This is a genomic window from Pseudomonas citri (genome assembly GCF_025336485.1).
In the GTDB taxonomy this organism is placed as follows: Bacteria; Pseudomonadota; Gammaproteobacteria; order Pseudomonadales; family Pseudomonadaceae; genus Aquipseudomonas; species Aquipseudomonas citri.
Window position 1 is genome coordinate 80,215 of sequence record NZ_JAODAB010000004.1, and the last position, 15,919, is coordinate 96,133.

Consider the following 15,919-nt stretch of genomic DNA (forward strand, 5'->3'; position numbering starts at 1 on the left):
GCCCCTTACCTCACGCTGAGTGTCGAAAGCGCCGAAACACCAGTGATGTTCATCGACGCCACAATTAAAACAATAGTCAATAAGAGCCTAATTCAGTCATTGCACCTTTAATTTTTTGCCCGTGCCAGACAGCTTTGCATCTCTGCCAAAACAGGATCCAAATTGTTTGGCACTAGGTGTAGGAGCGTCCTCCAAGCCCTCCTCCCTCCCGTCTACTCTTAAGTTAATAAAGCATTGTCGGTCAGGAAAAACCGATTTAGGCACAAAGTAAAAATTTTTTGGCAGGAATCAAAAAGAAGCGATTGGCCAGCTATAGCAAAGTGAGGACGTCACTGTCTTCGGCTCGTCTCAAGGTACTCAGAAATGTTCACGCCCTTAGCAATAACAAAAAGAAAATCGCTTGCTCGACTCACACTAGCAGTTGCCTTGAGCACCCTCGGGCTGCCTGGCTGGCTGCCCACCGCCCATGCCCACGGTGGAGCCGCCGAAATGGTGCCTCTGCAATCGACCCTTGAGGAGTTCGGCGCCACCGTCAGATGGGACAGCTATGCCAATCTGTTCATCGTTGCCAAGGATGGCGTCTACCTCAAGGTAAAACCAGACAGTCGTGTGGCCATGCTCAATGGCAAACGGATGGAGCTGGCGGTACCGGTGGTGTTCAAAGGCAAAACGGCCTACATGCCCAAAGACTTTATCAACCAGGTTTTCCAATCCGGCCTGGACAAGACGTTCGTCATCGAAACCCGGCCTAACCCGCTCAACCCGCTTAGCGCGGACGAGATCAAACGGGCAGTGGAAATCGTCAAACAATCGGAGCATTACAAGCCCGATTTCCGCTTCACTGAAGTCTCCGTCAAAGAGCCGCCCAAGGACCAAGTCTGGGACTTTGTCTATACAGGCCAAACTGTTTCTCAGCCACGCCAGGCCAGTATTGTGGTACTGGACGGTAAGCACGTAATCGAAGGACTGGTGGACCTCAGCAGCAACACCCTCAAATCGTGGGAACCCATCGAAGGTGCTCACGGCATGGTCTTGCTGGACGACTTCGCGACCGTACAGTCCGCCATCGAGGCGAGCCCTGAATACTCGCAAGCCTTGGCCAAACGTGGCATCACCGACGTGAAGAAGGTCGTGGCCACGCCGCTGACGGTCGGCTACTTCGATGGCAAGGACGGATTGGCGCAGGACAAACGACTACTGAAGATCGTCAGTTATCTCAATACCGATGACGGCAACTATTGGGCTCATCCGATCGAAGGCCTGGTCGCGATCGTCGACCTGGAACAGAAAAAGCTGATCAATATCGAAGACGAGGGTGTCATTCCGGTGCCAATGAAGTCGACGCCCTATGATGGACGCGGGCGCAAAGGCGTAACGGTCAAACCGTTGGAAATCATCGAACCGGAAGGAAAAAACTACACCATTACCGGTAACAGCATTCATTGGCAGAACTGGGACTTCCACATTCGCCTCGATTCGCGGGTCGGCCCTATCCTGTCCACAGTCACTTATGACGACAAGGGCAAGAAACGCAAAATCATGTATGAAGGCTCGCTCGGCGGCATGATCGTACCGTACGGCGATCCCGACGGCGGTTGGTACTTCAAAGCCTACCTAGATTCCGGCGACTACGGCATGGGCACGTTGACCTCCCCTATTGCACGCGGTAAAGACGCCCCTGAAAATGCGGTGCTGCTGGACGCCACCATCGCTGACTACACCGGCGCACCCACTTCGATTCCACGCGCCATGGCGGTGTTTGAACGCTACGCCGGACCGGAATACAAACACCAGGAGATGGGCCAGCCCAACCTCAGTGCCGAGCGTCGCGAACTGGTGGTTCGCTGGATCAGCACCGTTGGCAACTACGATTACATCTTCGATTGGGTCTTTCAGCAAAACGGCACCATTGGCATCAATGCCGGCGCCACCGGGATCGAGGCGGTCAAGGGCGTGAAATCCAAGACCATGCATGAAGAAACGGCCAAGGAAGACACCCGCTACGGCACACTTCTGGATCACAACATCGTCGGCACCACCCACCAGCACATCTACAACTTCCGCCTGGATATGGATGTGGACGGTGAAAACAACTCGCTGGTCGAAGTGAATCCGGTGGTCGCTCCCAACGACCGCAGTGGACCTCGGACCAGCACAATGCAAACCGAGCAGCATGTCGTCGGTACCGAACAAGAGGCGGCGCAGAAATTCGATCCCGCGACCGTTCGCCTGATCAGCAACACCAGCAAGGAAAATAAAGTCGGCAACCCGGTTTCCTACCAGCTGATTCCTTATGCCGGCGGGACTCACCCAGTTGCCAAAGGCGCCAATTTCGGTAAAGACGAATGGCTTTATCACCGCCTGAGCTTTATGGACAAGCAACTCTGGGTAACGCGCTACAGTCCTGAAGAGAAGTATCCAGAGGGCAAGTACCCTAATCGCTCGGACAAAGACGCTGGGCTTGGTCAGTTCACCAAGGATAACCAGCCAATCGAAAACACCGATGATGTTGTCTGGCTGACCACCGGCACCACTCACGTCGCCCGGGCCGAAGAATGGCCTATCATGCCGACCGAGTGGGTTAACGTACTGTTGAAGCCCTGGAACTTTTTTGATGAAACGCCCACGCTCAATTTGAACGATCCAAAGTAAGCAACAAAAAAGGAGATACCAGTGCGGCATCTCCTTTTTGCCTCGACTTTCACACTCATGCCATCAGGCATGCTTCTTACGGTATTCCCCTGGAGAAACCCCGAAGCGCGCCTTGAACGCAGTCGAAAAGTAGCTCGAATCGGAAAAGCCCCACCAATAACCCAGCGCTGACAATTTCTGTTCCGCTCCCGATTGGCGTAAGGACTCAGCACACAAATCCAAACGTCGATCCTTGATGTATCGTGCAACGACCAGTCCCTTCCTGGAAAACATTCGATAAAGGCTGCGTAAGGATACACCCACCTTTTGCGCCAGCCATTCAGGGCACAGTTCTTCTGAACGGATATGATCGTCGATGTAATCGAGGGTTTTACGGAAGATGCGTTCATGCGAGTCTATCTGGTCTCCAGCATGACTGATGGCAGGGCGCAGCAGACTTACAACCGCCTCGAGGGTTGCCTCGCTTTCTTGCTGGGTCAGATTCTTCTGGCAAGTTGCATCCATTATCAGATGGTGAGAAAGCTTGGCGATGGGTGATGTCGCCACAATCCGGTGAGCGCACTGGACCTGAGAGAACCGCAAGGTCTGTTCGACCAGACAATACGGCAGAATCAGCGACAATTGCCGAGAATTCTGGCTGTAAATGAAGTCACTGGGACGTGAAGCGTCAATTAACGTGATGTCTCCGGCTGACAGCGAAACTCGATTGTCGCCCTGAGCCATACCTGCTGTGCCGTCAAGCTGAAATACAGCAAAATATTTTCCACCATCGCCGGCGGCGACTTCCGACGACGTCCGATACAGTCGAGCCTGGCAGGCATCGACAAAACTGAGCTTCAGCGCGCCGTTCTGGTACTCCCTGATCTCTCCGGAGAACTCAGAACCCAAGGCTTTTGCGTTGAAGGCCCCACAAATCTGATTGATCTGATGGATCCACTGATCGAACCCATCACGGCGATGCGCAGCTGTAGAAATCATGTCAGGTCTCACGCAGGTTTATTTTTATTATCCACGCCATCCACAATGAAACAGGATGCTTCGAACCCTGAAAAATGAATCTCCCTGAGCGACGGAGGTTATTTAAGTCCGCCAAAACGTCGGTAGAAATTTTCACCGACATCCGGTAGCGGGCCATCGGCTGTTTCCAACACGCTGTTCAGCCACTCCCCGGCCTTGGCGAAAATCAATCGGTAAATATTGCGGCACAGCTGTCGGGCAGCGCGACCTTCCCAGTCACCAGGCAATAACTCATCGGGTAACTGCGGGTCGCGCAAGAGCAATTTACGATACTCATGAATGAGCAGAACCCTTGCCAGAAAACAATCGGATGGCTGCAGGTTCTCTTGTTCGCGAAGCGCTTGCCAAAGCGGACGAAACAGCTGAATGAACTCACTGTAATGGGTCGCCAGCTCTTCAATGTTCCAGCTTTCGCGCACTTGTAAGCGCAGCGCCTTGGAAGCCAGAACATCCTGGGCGGCCGTCTCGAAGATGATGGTATCTTCGTGGACGCCCAGGTCGGTTAAGGTCGCACTCACATCAGCCCGGTCGCTACGCGGACAAGCCAATACCGTGGGCGAGATCGCACCAAACCCTTGCCATTCAAGCTCTTCACGCACCTGTTTGCGCTTGTCTGGCTTAAGCTGCGAAAGCATGACCAGACACCACGAACCATCCCATGCCGGCACGGTAGAGCTATAGACTCGCTTAAAGGCCTTTTCGAAGCGACGCCGACCGGTACCGGTCAGACTATAGTAGCTACGACGACCTACTTTTTCGGCAGTCAGCCAGTTCTCCTTGGTCAACCGAAAAATCGACGTGCGGATGAGCCGCTCATTAATGCCAATGGGCTCGAGCAACTGAATCAGACTACCCAGCCAGACCGTACCGCCGTGAGGTTCGATAGCATCCCCATAGAGCGTGATGATCAGCGAACTGGCCCGAATCGGCGTCTGTTCCTGAAAGCGTGTGATCAGAGAATTCAATGGAGCAAGGGACGACATAGGCGTACCGATTAGTAAAAGGACTGAAATATACCCGCTGAGCTAACCTCGTGGCCATCGCTGCCGCGCTGCTTGCTCACAGCCCCGCAGCCCCCTTGGGCCGCAAGTCGCTGCGACTGATGCGTGGACGGTCGGGTTCCGGTTCGCTTAAAGGTTCGCATGCTCGCATCTGCTCGAGACAGCGTTTGGCCAGTTCCTGATATTCGAGAGTCCCAGCCTGCTTCCACGAAACTTCCTCGTCAGAGAGACTGCGCTTCACACTGGCCGGAGCTCCCATAATCAGTGACTGCTCGGGACATTCGAAGCCTGCCTTGACGAAGGCCGCCGCAGAGACGAATGAGCGAGGACCAATGCGTGCATTGTCCATCACCACAGCATTCATGCCCACCAAAGCATCGGCACCAATCCGGCAACCATGCAACACCGCACCGTGGCCAATATGGCCATTGCACTCCACTACGGTGTCACTGTCGGGAAAACCATGCATGACACAGGTGTCCTGAAGATTGGCCCCCTCCTCCAGCACTATTCGACCAAAGTCGCCACGCAGGCTGGCTAACGGCCCGATGTAGCAACGGGGGCCGACAATCACGTCACCGATCAAAACGGCCGACGGGTGAACATAGGCGCTGGGATCGACCACCGGGGTCAGACCATCGAGGCTGTAACAGGTCATGAAAGCTCCCTTCAAGGGCAGATATTGATACATCCACAAAGCGATGCGAATACAGGACCCTCTTGTATCACATCAAATTCTTAATGCCAAATTCATAAAACCGTATCATTTTTTTGTCTCTTAACCCGCACCGTTTGACCGCCCTTCCGAACCCGCATAAAAACCAACAAATACTGGCTAAAAATCGACTAAATATAGACCGTCCGGCCAACGTATCGGGATAAAAAGGCGACGAATGAGACACACAATACAATTTTTTGTATTGCATTTACGTATCATGTCAGAGGTATACTCGGGAAAAACTGGCCTACCGAGCCGATCCAATAATGAGCCGGCGTTACAGCCGAGCGCGCACCTGAGGGCATCCGCCATGCCTCTAACCCTTGCTGTCGAATTCATCGAGCCTGGCGTTCGCCTGATTACCCTCCAACGCCCACAAGCACTGAATGCCCTGACCACCCAGTTACTCGGTGAACTGGCGGATGAACTGAACGCCGCGCAAGCCGATCCAGACACGCGCGCGGTGGTCCTGGCCGGCAGCCGTAAGGCTTTCGCCGCCGGTGCCGACATTAAAGAAATGGGCGAGCGCAATCTGGTCGGCATCCTCAATGACCCGCGTCAGGCGTCATGGCAGACCATCACCCATTTCAACAAACCGCTGATCGCCGCCGTCAACGGCTTCGCCCTAGGTGGCGGCTGCGAACTGGCGATGCACGCCGACATCATCATTGCCAGCGAAGACGCGCGCTTCGGCCAGCCGGAAATCAATCTCGGGATAATGCCCGGCGCTGGCGGCACCCAGCGCTTGCTGCGTGCCGTTGGTAAATCCATGGCCATGCAGATGGTCCTCACCGGTGATCCGATCGATGCCCGCCAGGCCCAACGCGCCGGTCTGGTCAGCGAAGTGACTCAACCAGAACTCACCGTCGAACGCGCTCTGCAAATTGCCCACAACATTGCCGGCAAAGCCCCGCTCGCCGTGCGCCTGGCCAAGGAAGCACTGCTCAAGGCCATGGACACCGACCTGGCCAGCGGCCTGCGTTTCGAGCGCCACGCCTTCACCGTGCTGGCGGGCTCCCGTGACCGTGATGAAGGTATTCGCGCCTTCCAGGAAAAGCGCACGCCGACCTTTATCGGCGAATAACCCACCGAATTCGAACGACCTCTCAGAGAGCGCATGACCATGAACTTCGAACACATCCTGTTTTCCGTCGAGGCGGGCGTCGCCCTGCTCAGCCTCAATAGACCGGACCAACTGAACAGCTTCAACGCACAGATGCACGGCGAGGTGAAGGAAGCGTTAAAACAGGTCAGGCAAAACCCGGATGTGCGGGTTCTGCTCCTGACCGGTGAAGGCCGCGGCTTCTGCGCCGGACAGGATCTCAGCGACCGGAATGTCGCGCCAGGCACTGCCGTGCCGGATCTGGGCGAGTCCATCGAGAAGTTTTATAACCCGCTGATTCGCCAGTTGCGCGACCTGCCGCTGCCGGTGATCTGTGCGGTCAACGGCGTAGCGGCCGGTGCCGGCGCCAACATTCCACTGGCCTGCGACCTGGTACTGGCAGCGCGCTCTGCGAGCTTCATTCAAGCCTTCTGCAAAATTGGCCTGATCCCCGACTCTGGCGGCACCTGGACCTTGCCACGCCTGGTCGGCATGGCTCGCGCCAAGGCACTGGCCTTACTGGGCAATCGGTTGACAGCCGAACAAGCCGAGCAATGGGGCCTGATTTACCGCTGCGTGGATGACGCCGAACTGCGCAGTGAAGCCCTAACGCTTGCCCGTCACCTGGCCACACAACCAACCTACGGCTTGGCGCTGATAAAACGCAGCCTGAACGCAAGTTTGAGCAACACATTCGATGAACAGCTGGAACTGGAAAAGGACCTGCAATGCCTGGCCGGGCGTAGCGAAGATTACCGTGAGGGCGTCAGCGCCTTCATGGAAAAACGCAGCCCAAGCTTCAAGGGGCGCTGAGTCATGACTGCACTGAATATCAACGCACGCATCGCGGTGATTGGCGCCGGCGCCATGGGCGCAGGCATCGCGCAGGTCGCCGCACAGGCAGGCCATCCGGTGTTACTGCTGGACAATCGTCCGGGGGCTGCTGCTCAAGCCATCGATGGCATTGACCGGCAACTGGGCAAACGCGTCGAAAAAGGCAAGCTGTCTGCCGAGGCACGGGCCGCGACCATCGCTCGCCTGCAAGCCGTGGAAGCCATCGAAGCACTGGCCGATTGTGAGCTGATCATCGAAGCCATCGTCGAAAATCTGGAAGCCAAACGCACCTTGTTCCGACAACTGGAAGGCATCTGCGGAGAGCAATGCATTCTGGCGAGCAACACGTCTTCGCTGTCGATTACCAGCATCGCTGCGCAGTTGAGCCATCCACAACGGTTGCTCGGCCTGCACTTCTTCAACCCTGCGCCGATCATGGCACTGGTGGAAATTGTCTCGGGCCTGGCCAGCGATCCACGGTTGGCCGAATGCCTCTACGATACCGCCAAGGCCTGGGGCAAAAAACCGGTGCATACCCGATCCACGCCGGGCTTTATCGTCAACCGCGTGGCTCGACCGTTCTACGCCGAAAGCCTGCGTCTGCTTCAGGAAGGCGCCGCGGATTGCCCGACCCTCGACTCGCTGATGCGCGATGCTGGTGGCTTTGCGATGGGCGCATTCGAACTGACCGACCTGATCGGTCACGACGTCAACTATGCCGTGACCTGCTCAGTGTTTGACGCTTATTACGCAGACACCCGCTTTCTGCCCTCATTGATTCAGAAAGAGCTGGTGGATGCCGGGCGCCTAGGACGAAAAAGCGGTCATGGTTTCTATAGCTACGCCGAAGGCGCAGAACGCCCGCAACCCAAACACATTAGCAGCGAACAATCCATTGACACCTGCGTTGTGGAAGGCAGCCTTGGCATCGCTCAGCCTCTGATCACGCGCTTGCGCGAACAGGGCGTGGAAATCATTCAGCGCGACGGCCAAGGTTTGCTGCGCACCGGTGATGCCGTTCTGGCCTTAAGCGATGGGCGCATGGCCTGCCAGCGAGCAAGGGAAGATGGCCTGCGCAATTTGATCTTGCTGGACCTGGCATTTGACTATGGCAAAGCCAGCCGCATCGCCATCAGCTACACGGCAGACATTGATCCGACAGCACTCGAACAAGGTGTCGCCGTGCTACAGCGGGCCGGACTCAACGTCAGTCCGCTCAGCGACAGCCCGGCCCTAGCCGTCTTACGCACGGTCGCCATGCTCGCCAACGAAGCAGCCGACGCCCTGCTGCAAGGCGTGGCCTCGGCCGCCGACATCGACCTGGCAATGCGCGCTGGCGTCAATTATCCCCAAGGCCCGCTCGCCTGGGGCGATGCCATCGGTCTTTCGCACTTGCTCAAGGTGCTGGAAAACCTGCAAGCCAGCTACGGCGAAGAACGCTATCGGCCGTCGCTGGCGTTACGTCGCCGAGTCGCCGAAGGGAGGACGTTTCATGACAAATCATGAGGCGATGAACCTAGCCAGCGACTGCGCGCAAACATTGTTCAAGCGCGATGCCGCCAGCCAGGCGATGGGCATGCGCCTGCTTTCGGCTGGACCTGGCTGTGCCCGCGTGGGCATGAGCGTTCGCGCCGACATGATCCAGGGCCATCGTACCTGCCATGGCGGTTACCTGTTTACCCTCGCCGACACAGCGTTCGCCATTGCCTGCAACAGTTACAACGATGCCACGGTGGCCCTCGGTTGCAACATCCACTACGTCGCCCCGGCCATTCTGGGCGATACCTTGACAGCCGACTGCATTGAGCAAAGCCGCTCCGGTCGCACCGGCAACTATGCCGTACGCATTGAAAACCAATTGGGCCATCTAATAGCTCTGTTCCATGGCCAATCCTACAAAGTGCGCGGCACTGTGCTGGCGCAGGAGACCTCAAATGAATGACGCCTTGATAATAGACGCAGTGCGAACCCCAATCGGCCGCTATGCCGGAGCCCTGAGTGGCGTGCGCGCCGACGACCTCGGCGCGGTGCCGCTGCGCGAATTGCTGCGCCGTCACCCACAGGTCAATTGGAATGCGGTCGATGATGTGATCTACGGCTGCGCCAACCAGGCCGGCGAAGACAACCGCAACATCGCGCGCATGTCGGCCCTGCTGGCCGGCTTACCGGTCAGCGTACCCGGCACCACCATCAATCGTTTGTGCGGTTCTGGGCTGGATGCGATCGGCACTGCAGCCCGGACGATCCGCTGTGGCGAGGCCGGTTTGATGCTGGTGGGCGGTGTCGAATCCATGTCCCGGGCACCATTGGTGATGGGCAAGGCCGAGCAGGCGTTTTCCCGTGAAGCACAGATTTACGACACCACCATCGGGTGGCGCTTCGTCAATCCGCTGATGAAAAAAACCTATGGCATCGACTCCATGCCGGAAACCGCCGAGAACGTGGCCGAACAGTTCAATATCTCGCGCGCCGATCAGGACGCCTTCGCCCTGCGCAGCCAGCAGCGCGCCGTCGCCGCCCAGGCCAGCGGGCGTCTGGCCAAGGAAATCGTTTCGGTAGAAATCCCCCAACGCAAAGGTCCCGCCAAAGTCATCGAGCACGATGAACACCCGCGCGGTGACACCACCCTGGAGCAACTGCAGAAGCTCGGCACCCCCTTTCGCGAACGCGGCAGCGTCACCGCCGGCAACGCATCCGGGGTCAATGACGGCGCTTGCGCGCTCCTGCTCGCCAGCCCAGAAGTCGCCAAACGCCAAGGCCTGACGGCTCGCGGCCGGGTCCTAGCCATGGCCACCGCCGGTGTAGAACCGCGCATCATGGGCATCGGCCCGGTGCCGGCAGCACGCAAGGTGTTGGAACTGGCCAATCTGAGCCTGGCCGACATGGATGTGATTGAACTTAACGAAGCCTTTGCCGCGCAAGGTCTGGCGGTGCTGCGCGAGCTCGGTCTGAGCGACACCGACCCACGGGTCAACCCCAATGGCGGTGCGATCGCTCTCGGACATCCATTGGGCATGAGTGGTGCGCGACTGGTAACCACCGCCCTGCATGAGCTGGAAGAACGTCAGGGCCGCTATGCCTTGTGCACCATGTGCATCGGCGTCGGCCAGGGCATCGCTCTGATCATCGAGCGCCTGCCTAACTAAAGAATCGCGATTCCCGGGGGAGCCGAGAGGTATATCCTTGGGGCATGCACTCAAAGCCCTTCTTTGGAAGGGCTGTAACACAAAAACAACTCGAGTGAAGTCATGAACATGCCAATTGCCAAAGCCGTGCCTAATCCACAGCTGGACCCAATGGAAACCGCCAGCATCGACGAACTTCGTCAGCACCAGCTGGAGCGCCTGCGCTGGAGCCTGAACCACGCCTACCTGAACGTACCGCTGTACCGTCAACGCTTCGATGCATTGGGTGTCCACCCAGACGACCTTCGGACCCTGGATGATCTGGCGAAATTTCCATTCACTACGAAATCCGATCTGCGCGACAACTACCCCTACGGTATGTTCGCAGTACCGATGCAAGACGTGGTGCGCCTGCACGCCTCCAGTGGCACTACCGGCAAACCGACGGTCGTCGGTTACACCCAGAACGACATCGACACCTGGGCCAATGTCGTCGCCCGCTCGATCCGCGCAGCGGGTGGTCGCCGTGGCGACAAAGTGCATATTTCCTATGGCTACGGGTTGTTCACCGGCGGCCTCGGCGCCCATTATGGTGCTGAACGCTTGGGTTGCACGGTGATCCCGATGTCCGGCGGGCAGACCGAGAAGCAAGTGCAGTTGATCAAGGATTTCCAGCCGGACATCATCATGGTTACACCGTCCTACATGCTCAACATTGCCGATGAAATCGAGCGCCAGGGCATAGATCCGCACAAACTGGCCTTGCGACTGGGTATCTTCGGCGCCGAACCGTGGACCGCCGAGTTGCGCAAAGCCATCGAGGCGCGCCTGGGCATCACCGCCCTGGACATCTATGGCCTCTCTGAAATCATGGGCCCCGGTGTCGCCATGGAATGCGCCGAGACCAAGGACGGCCCGACCATTTGGGAAGACCACTTCTATCCGGAAATCATCGACCCGGTCACTGGTGAAGTGCTACCGGACGGCCAGATGGGGGAACTGGTGTTCACTTCCTTGAGCAAGGAAGCCCTTCCAATGATCCGCTATCGCACTCGCGACCTGACGCGCCTGCTACCCGGCACTGCGCGTCCGATGCGGCGTATCGACAAGATCACCGGGCGCAGCGATGACATGCTCATCATACGTGGTGTCAACGTCTTCCCAACGCAGATCGAGGAGCAAGTGCTCAAGATCAAACAGTTCGCGGAATGCTATGAGATTCACTTGTATCGCAACGGCAACCTCGACAGCGTCGAGGTACATGTCGAACTCAAGCCTGAGCATCAACATTTCAATGACGAGCAGCAGAAAGCCGTAGCCGCCGAGCTCAGTCGCCACATCAAAACCTACATCGGCATCAGCTCGCGTATCGTTTTGCAGCCAGCACACGCCCTCAAACGCTCCGAAGGCAAGGCTTGCCACGTCGTGGACAAACGTCCAAAAGCATGACTGCTGCACCTTTCTCACCCCGCTTTTGCGGGGTTTTTTTTGCCTTCCGAAAAGACCGTTCGGCGTAAAGCGATACAAAAACATATTCGACACGATATTTTTTGTTTGATATTGGTTTTTGTATCGCTTATAAGATTAATCATGCCCTTGAATAATTTCGTGGCGGGAGAAACCTCATGTACGCACAGCTTGTAGACACCGGAGTGAAGCGCATCAAGGACCTGTCGGAGATGTCCGAACAGGAGCGCGCATTTCAGGAAAAAATTGATTCGGAAATAAAGATCGAAGCCAAAAACTGGATGCCAGATGCGTATCGGCAAACCTTGATCAGACAGATTTCCCAGCACGCCCACTCCGAGATCGTCGGCATGCTGCCCGAAGGCAACTGGGTCACCCGCGCACCTTCGCTCAAGCGCAAGTTGCAACTGATGGCCAAGATCCAGGATGAGGCTGGCCACGGCCTGTACCTCTATAGCGCTATGGAAACCCTGGGTGCCGACCGCGACGAAGAAATCGCCAAACTGCACAGCGGCAAGGCCAAGTACTCGAGCATTTTCAATTATCCGACGCTGAACTGGGCCGACATGGGGGCAGTGGGCTGGCTGGTCGATGGCGCCGCGATCGTCAACCAGGTCGTCCTGCAGCGCACCTCCTACGGCCCCTACTCCCGTGCCATGGTGCGGATCTGCAAGGAGGAGAGCTTCCACCAGCGTCAAGGCTACGAAATCCTCCTGACCATGATGCGCCACGGCACTCAGGCGCAAAAAGACATGGTCCAGGACGCGATCAACCGCCTCTGGTGGCCATCGCTGATGATGTTCGGCCCGAGCGATGAACACTCCCCGAACAGCGCCCAGTCCATGGCTTGGAAAATCAAGCGCCAGAGCAACGATGAACTGCGCCAGCGCTTCATTGACCAGACCATTCCGCAACTGGAACTGCTGGGCTGTACCTGCCCGGATCCGGAGCTGAAGTGGAACGCCGAGCGCGGCCACTACGACTTCGGCGAAATTCAGTGGAACGAGTTCTACGAGGTACTGAAAGGCAACGGCCCGTGCAACCAGGAGCGGGTAGCTACCCGCCGCAAGGCCATTGAAGACGGTGCCTGGGTGCGCGAGGCCGCTGTCGTCCACGCTCACAAGAAACAGAACAAGAACGCCGCCTGATCGGCCCGAAAACCCGTGCAGGCGCTAATGCAGGGCGCGAATGCTTGATCTTCGCCCTGCCAACCACCTGCCAACAGATGTGGAGTAGATGTCATGTCCGAGTGGACTCTTTTCGAAGTTTTCGTGCGCAGCAAGCACGGTCTCAACCACAAGCATGTCGGCAGTGTGCATGCTGCCGATACCACCATGGCCATCGAGAATGCGCGCGAGCTGTACACCCGTCGCAGCGAAGGTGTGAGCCTGTGGGTCGTGCCTTCGGCGCTGATCACCGCCTCGTCGCCCGATGAGAAAGACCCTCTGTTCGACCCGTCGGACGATAAGGTCTATCGCCACGCCAGCTTCTACGAGCTGCCGGCCGAAGTCGGGCACATGTGAGGTCGACCATGAATAACCAGACTGATCTGATCGAATACCTGCTGCGTCTCGGCGACAGTGCCCTGGTCCAGGGGCAGCGCCTGTGTCAATGGTGCGGTCGCGCGCCGGCGCTGGAAGAAGAGCTGGCGCTCATGAACGTCGGCCTCGACCTGGTAGGCCAGGCACGCAACTGGCTGGAGTATGGCGCCGAGTTATTGAACGACGGTCGCGATGCCGATCACCTGGCATTTCGCCGTGACGAGCGAGCTTATCGCAATCTGTTGTTGGTCGAACAACCCAACGGCGACTTCGCCGTGACCATGCTCAAGCAATTCCTCTACGACGCTTGGCATCTGGAAGTACTCAAGGACCTGACCCAGTCCGGCGACGAACGCATCGTCGGTATCGCGGCCAAGGCGGTGAAAGAAGTCACCTACCATCTGCGCCGCTCCAGCGAGTGGGTCGAGCGCCTGGGCGATGGCACCGAGGAAAGCCACCGGCGCATGCTTGCGGCCATCCCGGAAGTCTGGCGTTTCACTGTCGAGCTGACCAACGCCGACGACAGTGAACAACGTTTGCACGACGCAGGCGTCATCCCGGACACCGGACAAATCGCCGTTGCCTGGCAAGCCAAGGTCAACGAAGTTTTTGCCAGCGCCACCCTACCCGTGCCTGCCGCGCCAAGCCCTTTCTACCTGGACGCGCGTCGTGGTTTGCACACCGAACACCTAGGCATTCTGCTGGCCGAGATGCAATCACTGCCACGAGCGTACCCCGATGCAACCTGGTGAGCTGATCGCCAGCGACTTGGGCGCGCGGCCGGCACAACCGACCGACCTGGCCTGCGCGTGGGCAACCTTGGCACACGTCATGGACCCGGAAGTGCCGGTGGTCAGCGTCGTCGATCTGGGCATCGTGCGCGCTCTCGACTGGCACGCCGGGCACTTGCATGTAGTGGTAACGCCAACCTACTCCGGTTGCCCCGCAACCGAAGTGATCGAAAACGATATCCGGGCCGCCTTGGAGCTCGCCGGGTTCAGGGCACCGCACCTGGAACGCAAATTGACCCCGGCCTGGACCACCGACTGGATCAGTGACAGCGGCCGTGAGCGCCTGCGTGCCTACGGCATTGCACCGCCCCACGGCAGCACCAGCAAACGCAGCCTGCTCGGTGAAAGCCCATTAATTGTTTGTCCGCAATGCGGCAGCACACACACCGAAGTGCTCAGCGAGTTCGGCTCCACCGCCTGCAAGGCCTTGTATCGCTGCTGCGATTGCCGGGAACCGTTCGACTATTTCAAGTGCATCTGAGCGGCGATCGGCCGTCCCAGCTGGAGAACGAAAATGAGTAAATTTCACAGCCTGACTATCAAGGACGTGCGCAACGAGACCCGTGACGCGGTGTCCATCGCTTTCGAGATTCCGCAGCACCTGCAAGACAGTTTTCACTTCACCCAGGGGCAGCATCTGGTGATGCGCACCCAACTGGACGGAGAAGAAGTACGCCGCTCGTACTCGATCTGCACTGGGGTCAACGACGGTGAACTGCGCATTGCCATCAAGCGCGTGGCCGGCGGACGTTTTTCCGCGTTTGCCAATGAACAACTGAAAGCCGGGGATAGCCTGGAAGTGATGCCACCCGCCGGCCACTTTCATGTCGAACTCGATCCGGCCCGTCATGGCAACTACCTCGCGGTCGCGGCGGGCAGCGGTATCACACCGATCCTATCGATCATCAAAACCACCCTGCAAACCGAGCCCCATAGCTGTGTCACCTTGCTGTATGGCAACCGCTCAAGCTCCGGCGCCTTGTTCCGCGAACAGCTGGAAGACCTGAAAAACCGCTACTTGCAGCGTTTGAATCTGATCTTCGTGTTCAGTCGCGAGCAGCAGGATGTCGACCTGTATAACGGCCGGATCAATGCCGAGAAATGCGAACAACTGTTCTCCCGCTGGCTCGACGTGAAAGCGCTCGACGCGGCCTTCATTTGCGGTCCACAGGAAATGACCGAAACCGTACGCGACAGTCTGAAAGCCAAAGGCATGCAACCTGAACGTATTCACTTCGAACTGTTTGCCGCCGCGGGCAGCCCGCAAAAACGCGAAGCCCGTGAAGCAGCCCGGCTGGTGGATATCGCGGTCAGCCAGATCACCGTCATCAGCGACGGCCGCGCCCTGGCCTTTGATCTGCCGCGCAACACCCAGAGCATCCTCGATGCCGGCAATGCTATAGGCGCCGAACTGCCCTACTCGTGCAAGGCCGGCGTGTGCTCGACCTGCAAATGCAAGGTCATCGAAGGCGAAGTGGACATGGACAGCAACCATGCCCTGGAAGACTACGAAGTGGCTGCCGGTTATGTGTTGTCGTGCCAGGCATTTCCGGTTAGCGACAAGGTGGTGCTCGACTTCGACCAGCTCTGATCAACGCGCTCCTTCAGGACCTGTGCTGTACCTGCGGGAGCGTGGCTTGCCTCTGATAAAGGTCGCAGGGTCTTCTTCAG

General features: G+C 57.8%; 15 protein-coding genes. 12 read left to right on the plus strand and 3 right to left on the minus strand.

Features of this window, described 5'->3' with window-relative positions:
- The first annotated feature begins 363 nt into the window (after positions 1 to 363).
- On the plus strand, positions 364 to 2,652 hold the full coding sequence (gene tynA / locus N4Q37_RS06040; protein WP_260955996.1) for a primary-amine oxidase: 2,289 nt from the start codon (positions 364 to 366) through the stop codon (positions 2,650 to 2,652).
- A gap of 63 nt (positions 2,653 to 2,715) precedes the next feature.
- Here the strand turns inward: tynA and feaR are convergent, their stop codons facing one another.
- From feaR to paaY, 3 genes are all read right to left on the minus strand, one after another.
- On the minus strand, positions 2,716 to 3,630 hold the full coding sequence (gene feaR / locus N4Q37_RS06045) for a transcriptional regulator FeaR (RefSeq protein ID WP_260955998.1): 915 nt from the start codon (positions 3,628 to 3,630) through the stop codon (positions 2,716 to 2,718).
- Between the two features lie 98 nt (positions 3,631 to 3,728).
- On the minus strand, positions 3,729 to 4,652 hold the full coding sequence (gene paaX, locus N4Q37_RS06050; protein ID WP_260955999.1) for a phenylacetic acid degradation operon negative regulatory protein PaaX: 924 nt from the start codon (positions 4,650 to 4,652) through the stop codon (positions 3,729 to 3,731).
- A 76-nt stretch (positions 4,653 to 4,728) separates the two neighbouring features.
- A complete protein-coding gene (gene paaY, locus N4Q37_RS06055) occupies positions 4,729 to 5,328 on the minus strand; it encodes a phenylacetic acid degradation protein PaaY (protein ID WP_260956001.1) in 600 nt (199 codons plus the stop codon).
- A gap of 370 nt (positions 5,329 to 5,698) precedes the next feature.
- Here paaY and paaF point away from each other — a divergent pair, with 370 nt between their 5' ends.
- The 11 genes from paaF (at position 5,699) to paaE (ending at position 15,839) form a co-directional block, all read left to right on the plus strand.
- Positions 5,699 to 6,472 carry a 2,3-dehydroadipyl-CoA hydratase PaaF gene (gene paaF, locus N4Q37_RS06060; protein WP_260956002.1) on the plus strand — a complete coding sequence of 258 codons (774 nt, stop codon included), beginning with the start codon at positions 5,699 to 5,701 and terminating at the stop codon, positions 6,470 to 6,472.
- Between the two features lie 39 nt (positions 6,473 to 6,511).
- Positions 6,512 to 7,303: a 2-(1,2-epoxy-1,2-dihydrophenyl)acetyl-CoA isomerase PaaG gene (gene paaG / locus N4Q37_RS06065; RefSeq protein WP_260956004.1), complete on the plus strand. Its 792-nt coding sequence runs from the start codon at positions 6,512 to 6,514 to the stop codon at positions 7,301 to 7,303.
- A gap of 3 nt (positions 7,304 to 7,306) precedes the next feature.
- Positions 7,307 to 8,830 (plus strand): 3-hydroxyacyl-CoA dehydrogenase PaaH, encoded by a 1,524-nt coding sequence (gene paaH / locus N4Q37_RS06070; protein WP_260956006.1) that lies wholly within the window; start codon positions 7,307 to 7,309, stop codon positions 8,828 to 8,830.
- Positions 8,817 to 9,266, plus strand: coding sequence for a hydroxyphenylacetyl-CoA thioesterase PaaI (gene paaI / locus N4Q37_RS06075; protein WP_260956007.1), 450 nt, complete (start codon positions 8,817 to 8,819; stop codon positions 9,264 to 9,266). The genes paaH and paaI overlap by 14 nt, the downstream gene beginning before the upstream one ends.
- Positions 9,259 to 10,470, plus strand: coding sequence for a 3-oxoadipyl-CoA thiolase (gene pcaF, locus N4Q37_RS06080; protein ID WP_260956009.1), 1,212 nt, complete (start codon positions 9,259 to 9,261; stop codon positions 10,468 to 10,470). Before paaI ends, pcaF begins: the two co-directional genes overlap by 8 nt.
- 102 nt (positions 10,471 to 10,572) lie before the next feature.
- Positions 10,573 to 11,898, plus strand: a complete 1,326-nt coding sequence (gene paaK, locus N4Q37_RS06085; protein ID WP_260956012.1) for a phenylacetate--CoA ligase PaaK — start codon at positions 10,573 to 10,575, stop codon at positions 11,896 to 11,898.
- Positions 11,899 to 12,074: 176 nt separating this feature from the next.
- Positions 12,075 to 13,064, plus strand: a complete 990-nt coding sequence (paaA, locus tag N4Q37_RS06090) for a 1,2-phenylacetyl-CoA epoxidase subunit PaaA (protein WP_260956014.1) — start codon at positions 12,075 to 12,077, stop codon at positions 13,062 to 13,064.
- Positions 13,065 to 13,157: 93 nt separating this feature from the next.
- Entirely contained in the window at positions 13,158 to 13,439 is a 282-nt protein-coding gene (gene paaB, locus N4Q37_RS06095; RefSeq protein WP_007943393.1) for a 1,2-phenylacetyl-CoA epoxidase subunit PaaB, read from the plus strand.
- Between the two features lie 8 nt (positions 13,440 to 13,447).
- Positions 13,448 to 14,209 carry a 1,2-phenylacetyl-CoA epoxidase subunit PaaC gene (gene paaC / locus N4Q37_RS06100; protein WP_260956034.1) on the plus strand — a complete coding sequence of 254 codons (762 nt, stop codon included), beginning with the start codon at positions 13,448 to 13,450 and terminating at the stop codon, positions 14,207 to 14,209.
- On the plus strand, positions 14,196 to 14,729 hold the full coding sequence (gene paaD, locus N4Q37_RS06105; protein WP_260956037.1) for a 1,2-phenylacetyl-CoA epoxidase subunit PaaD: 534 nt from the start codon (positions 14,196 to 14,198) through the stop codon (positions 14,727 to 14,729). The genes paaC and paaD overlap by 14 nt, the downstream gene beginning before the upstream one ends.
- A gap of 33 nt (positions 14,730 to 14,762) precedes the next feature.
- The gene (gene paaE, locus N4Q37_RS06110; protein ID WP_260956039.1) at positions 14,763 to 15,839 is read left to right on the plus strand and encodes a 1,2-phenylacetyl-CoA epoxidase subunit PaaE; all 1,077 of its coding nucleotides are present in this window, start codon (positions 14,763 to 14,765) and stop codon (positions 15,837 to 15,839) included.
- Positions 15,840 to 15,919: the final 80 nt, after the last annotated feature.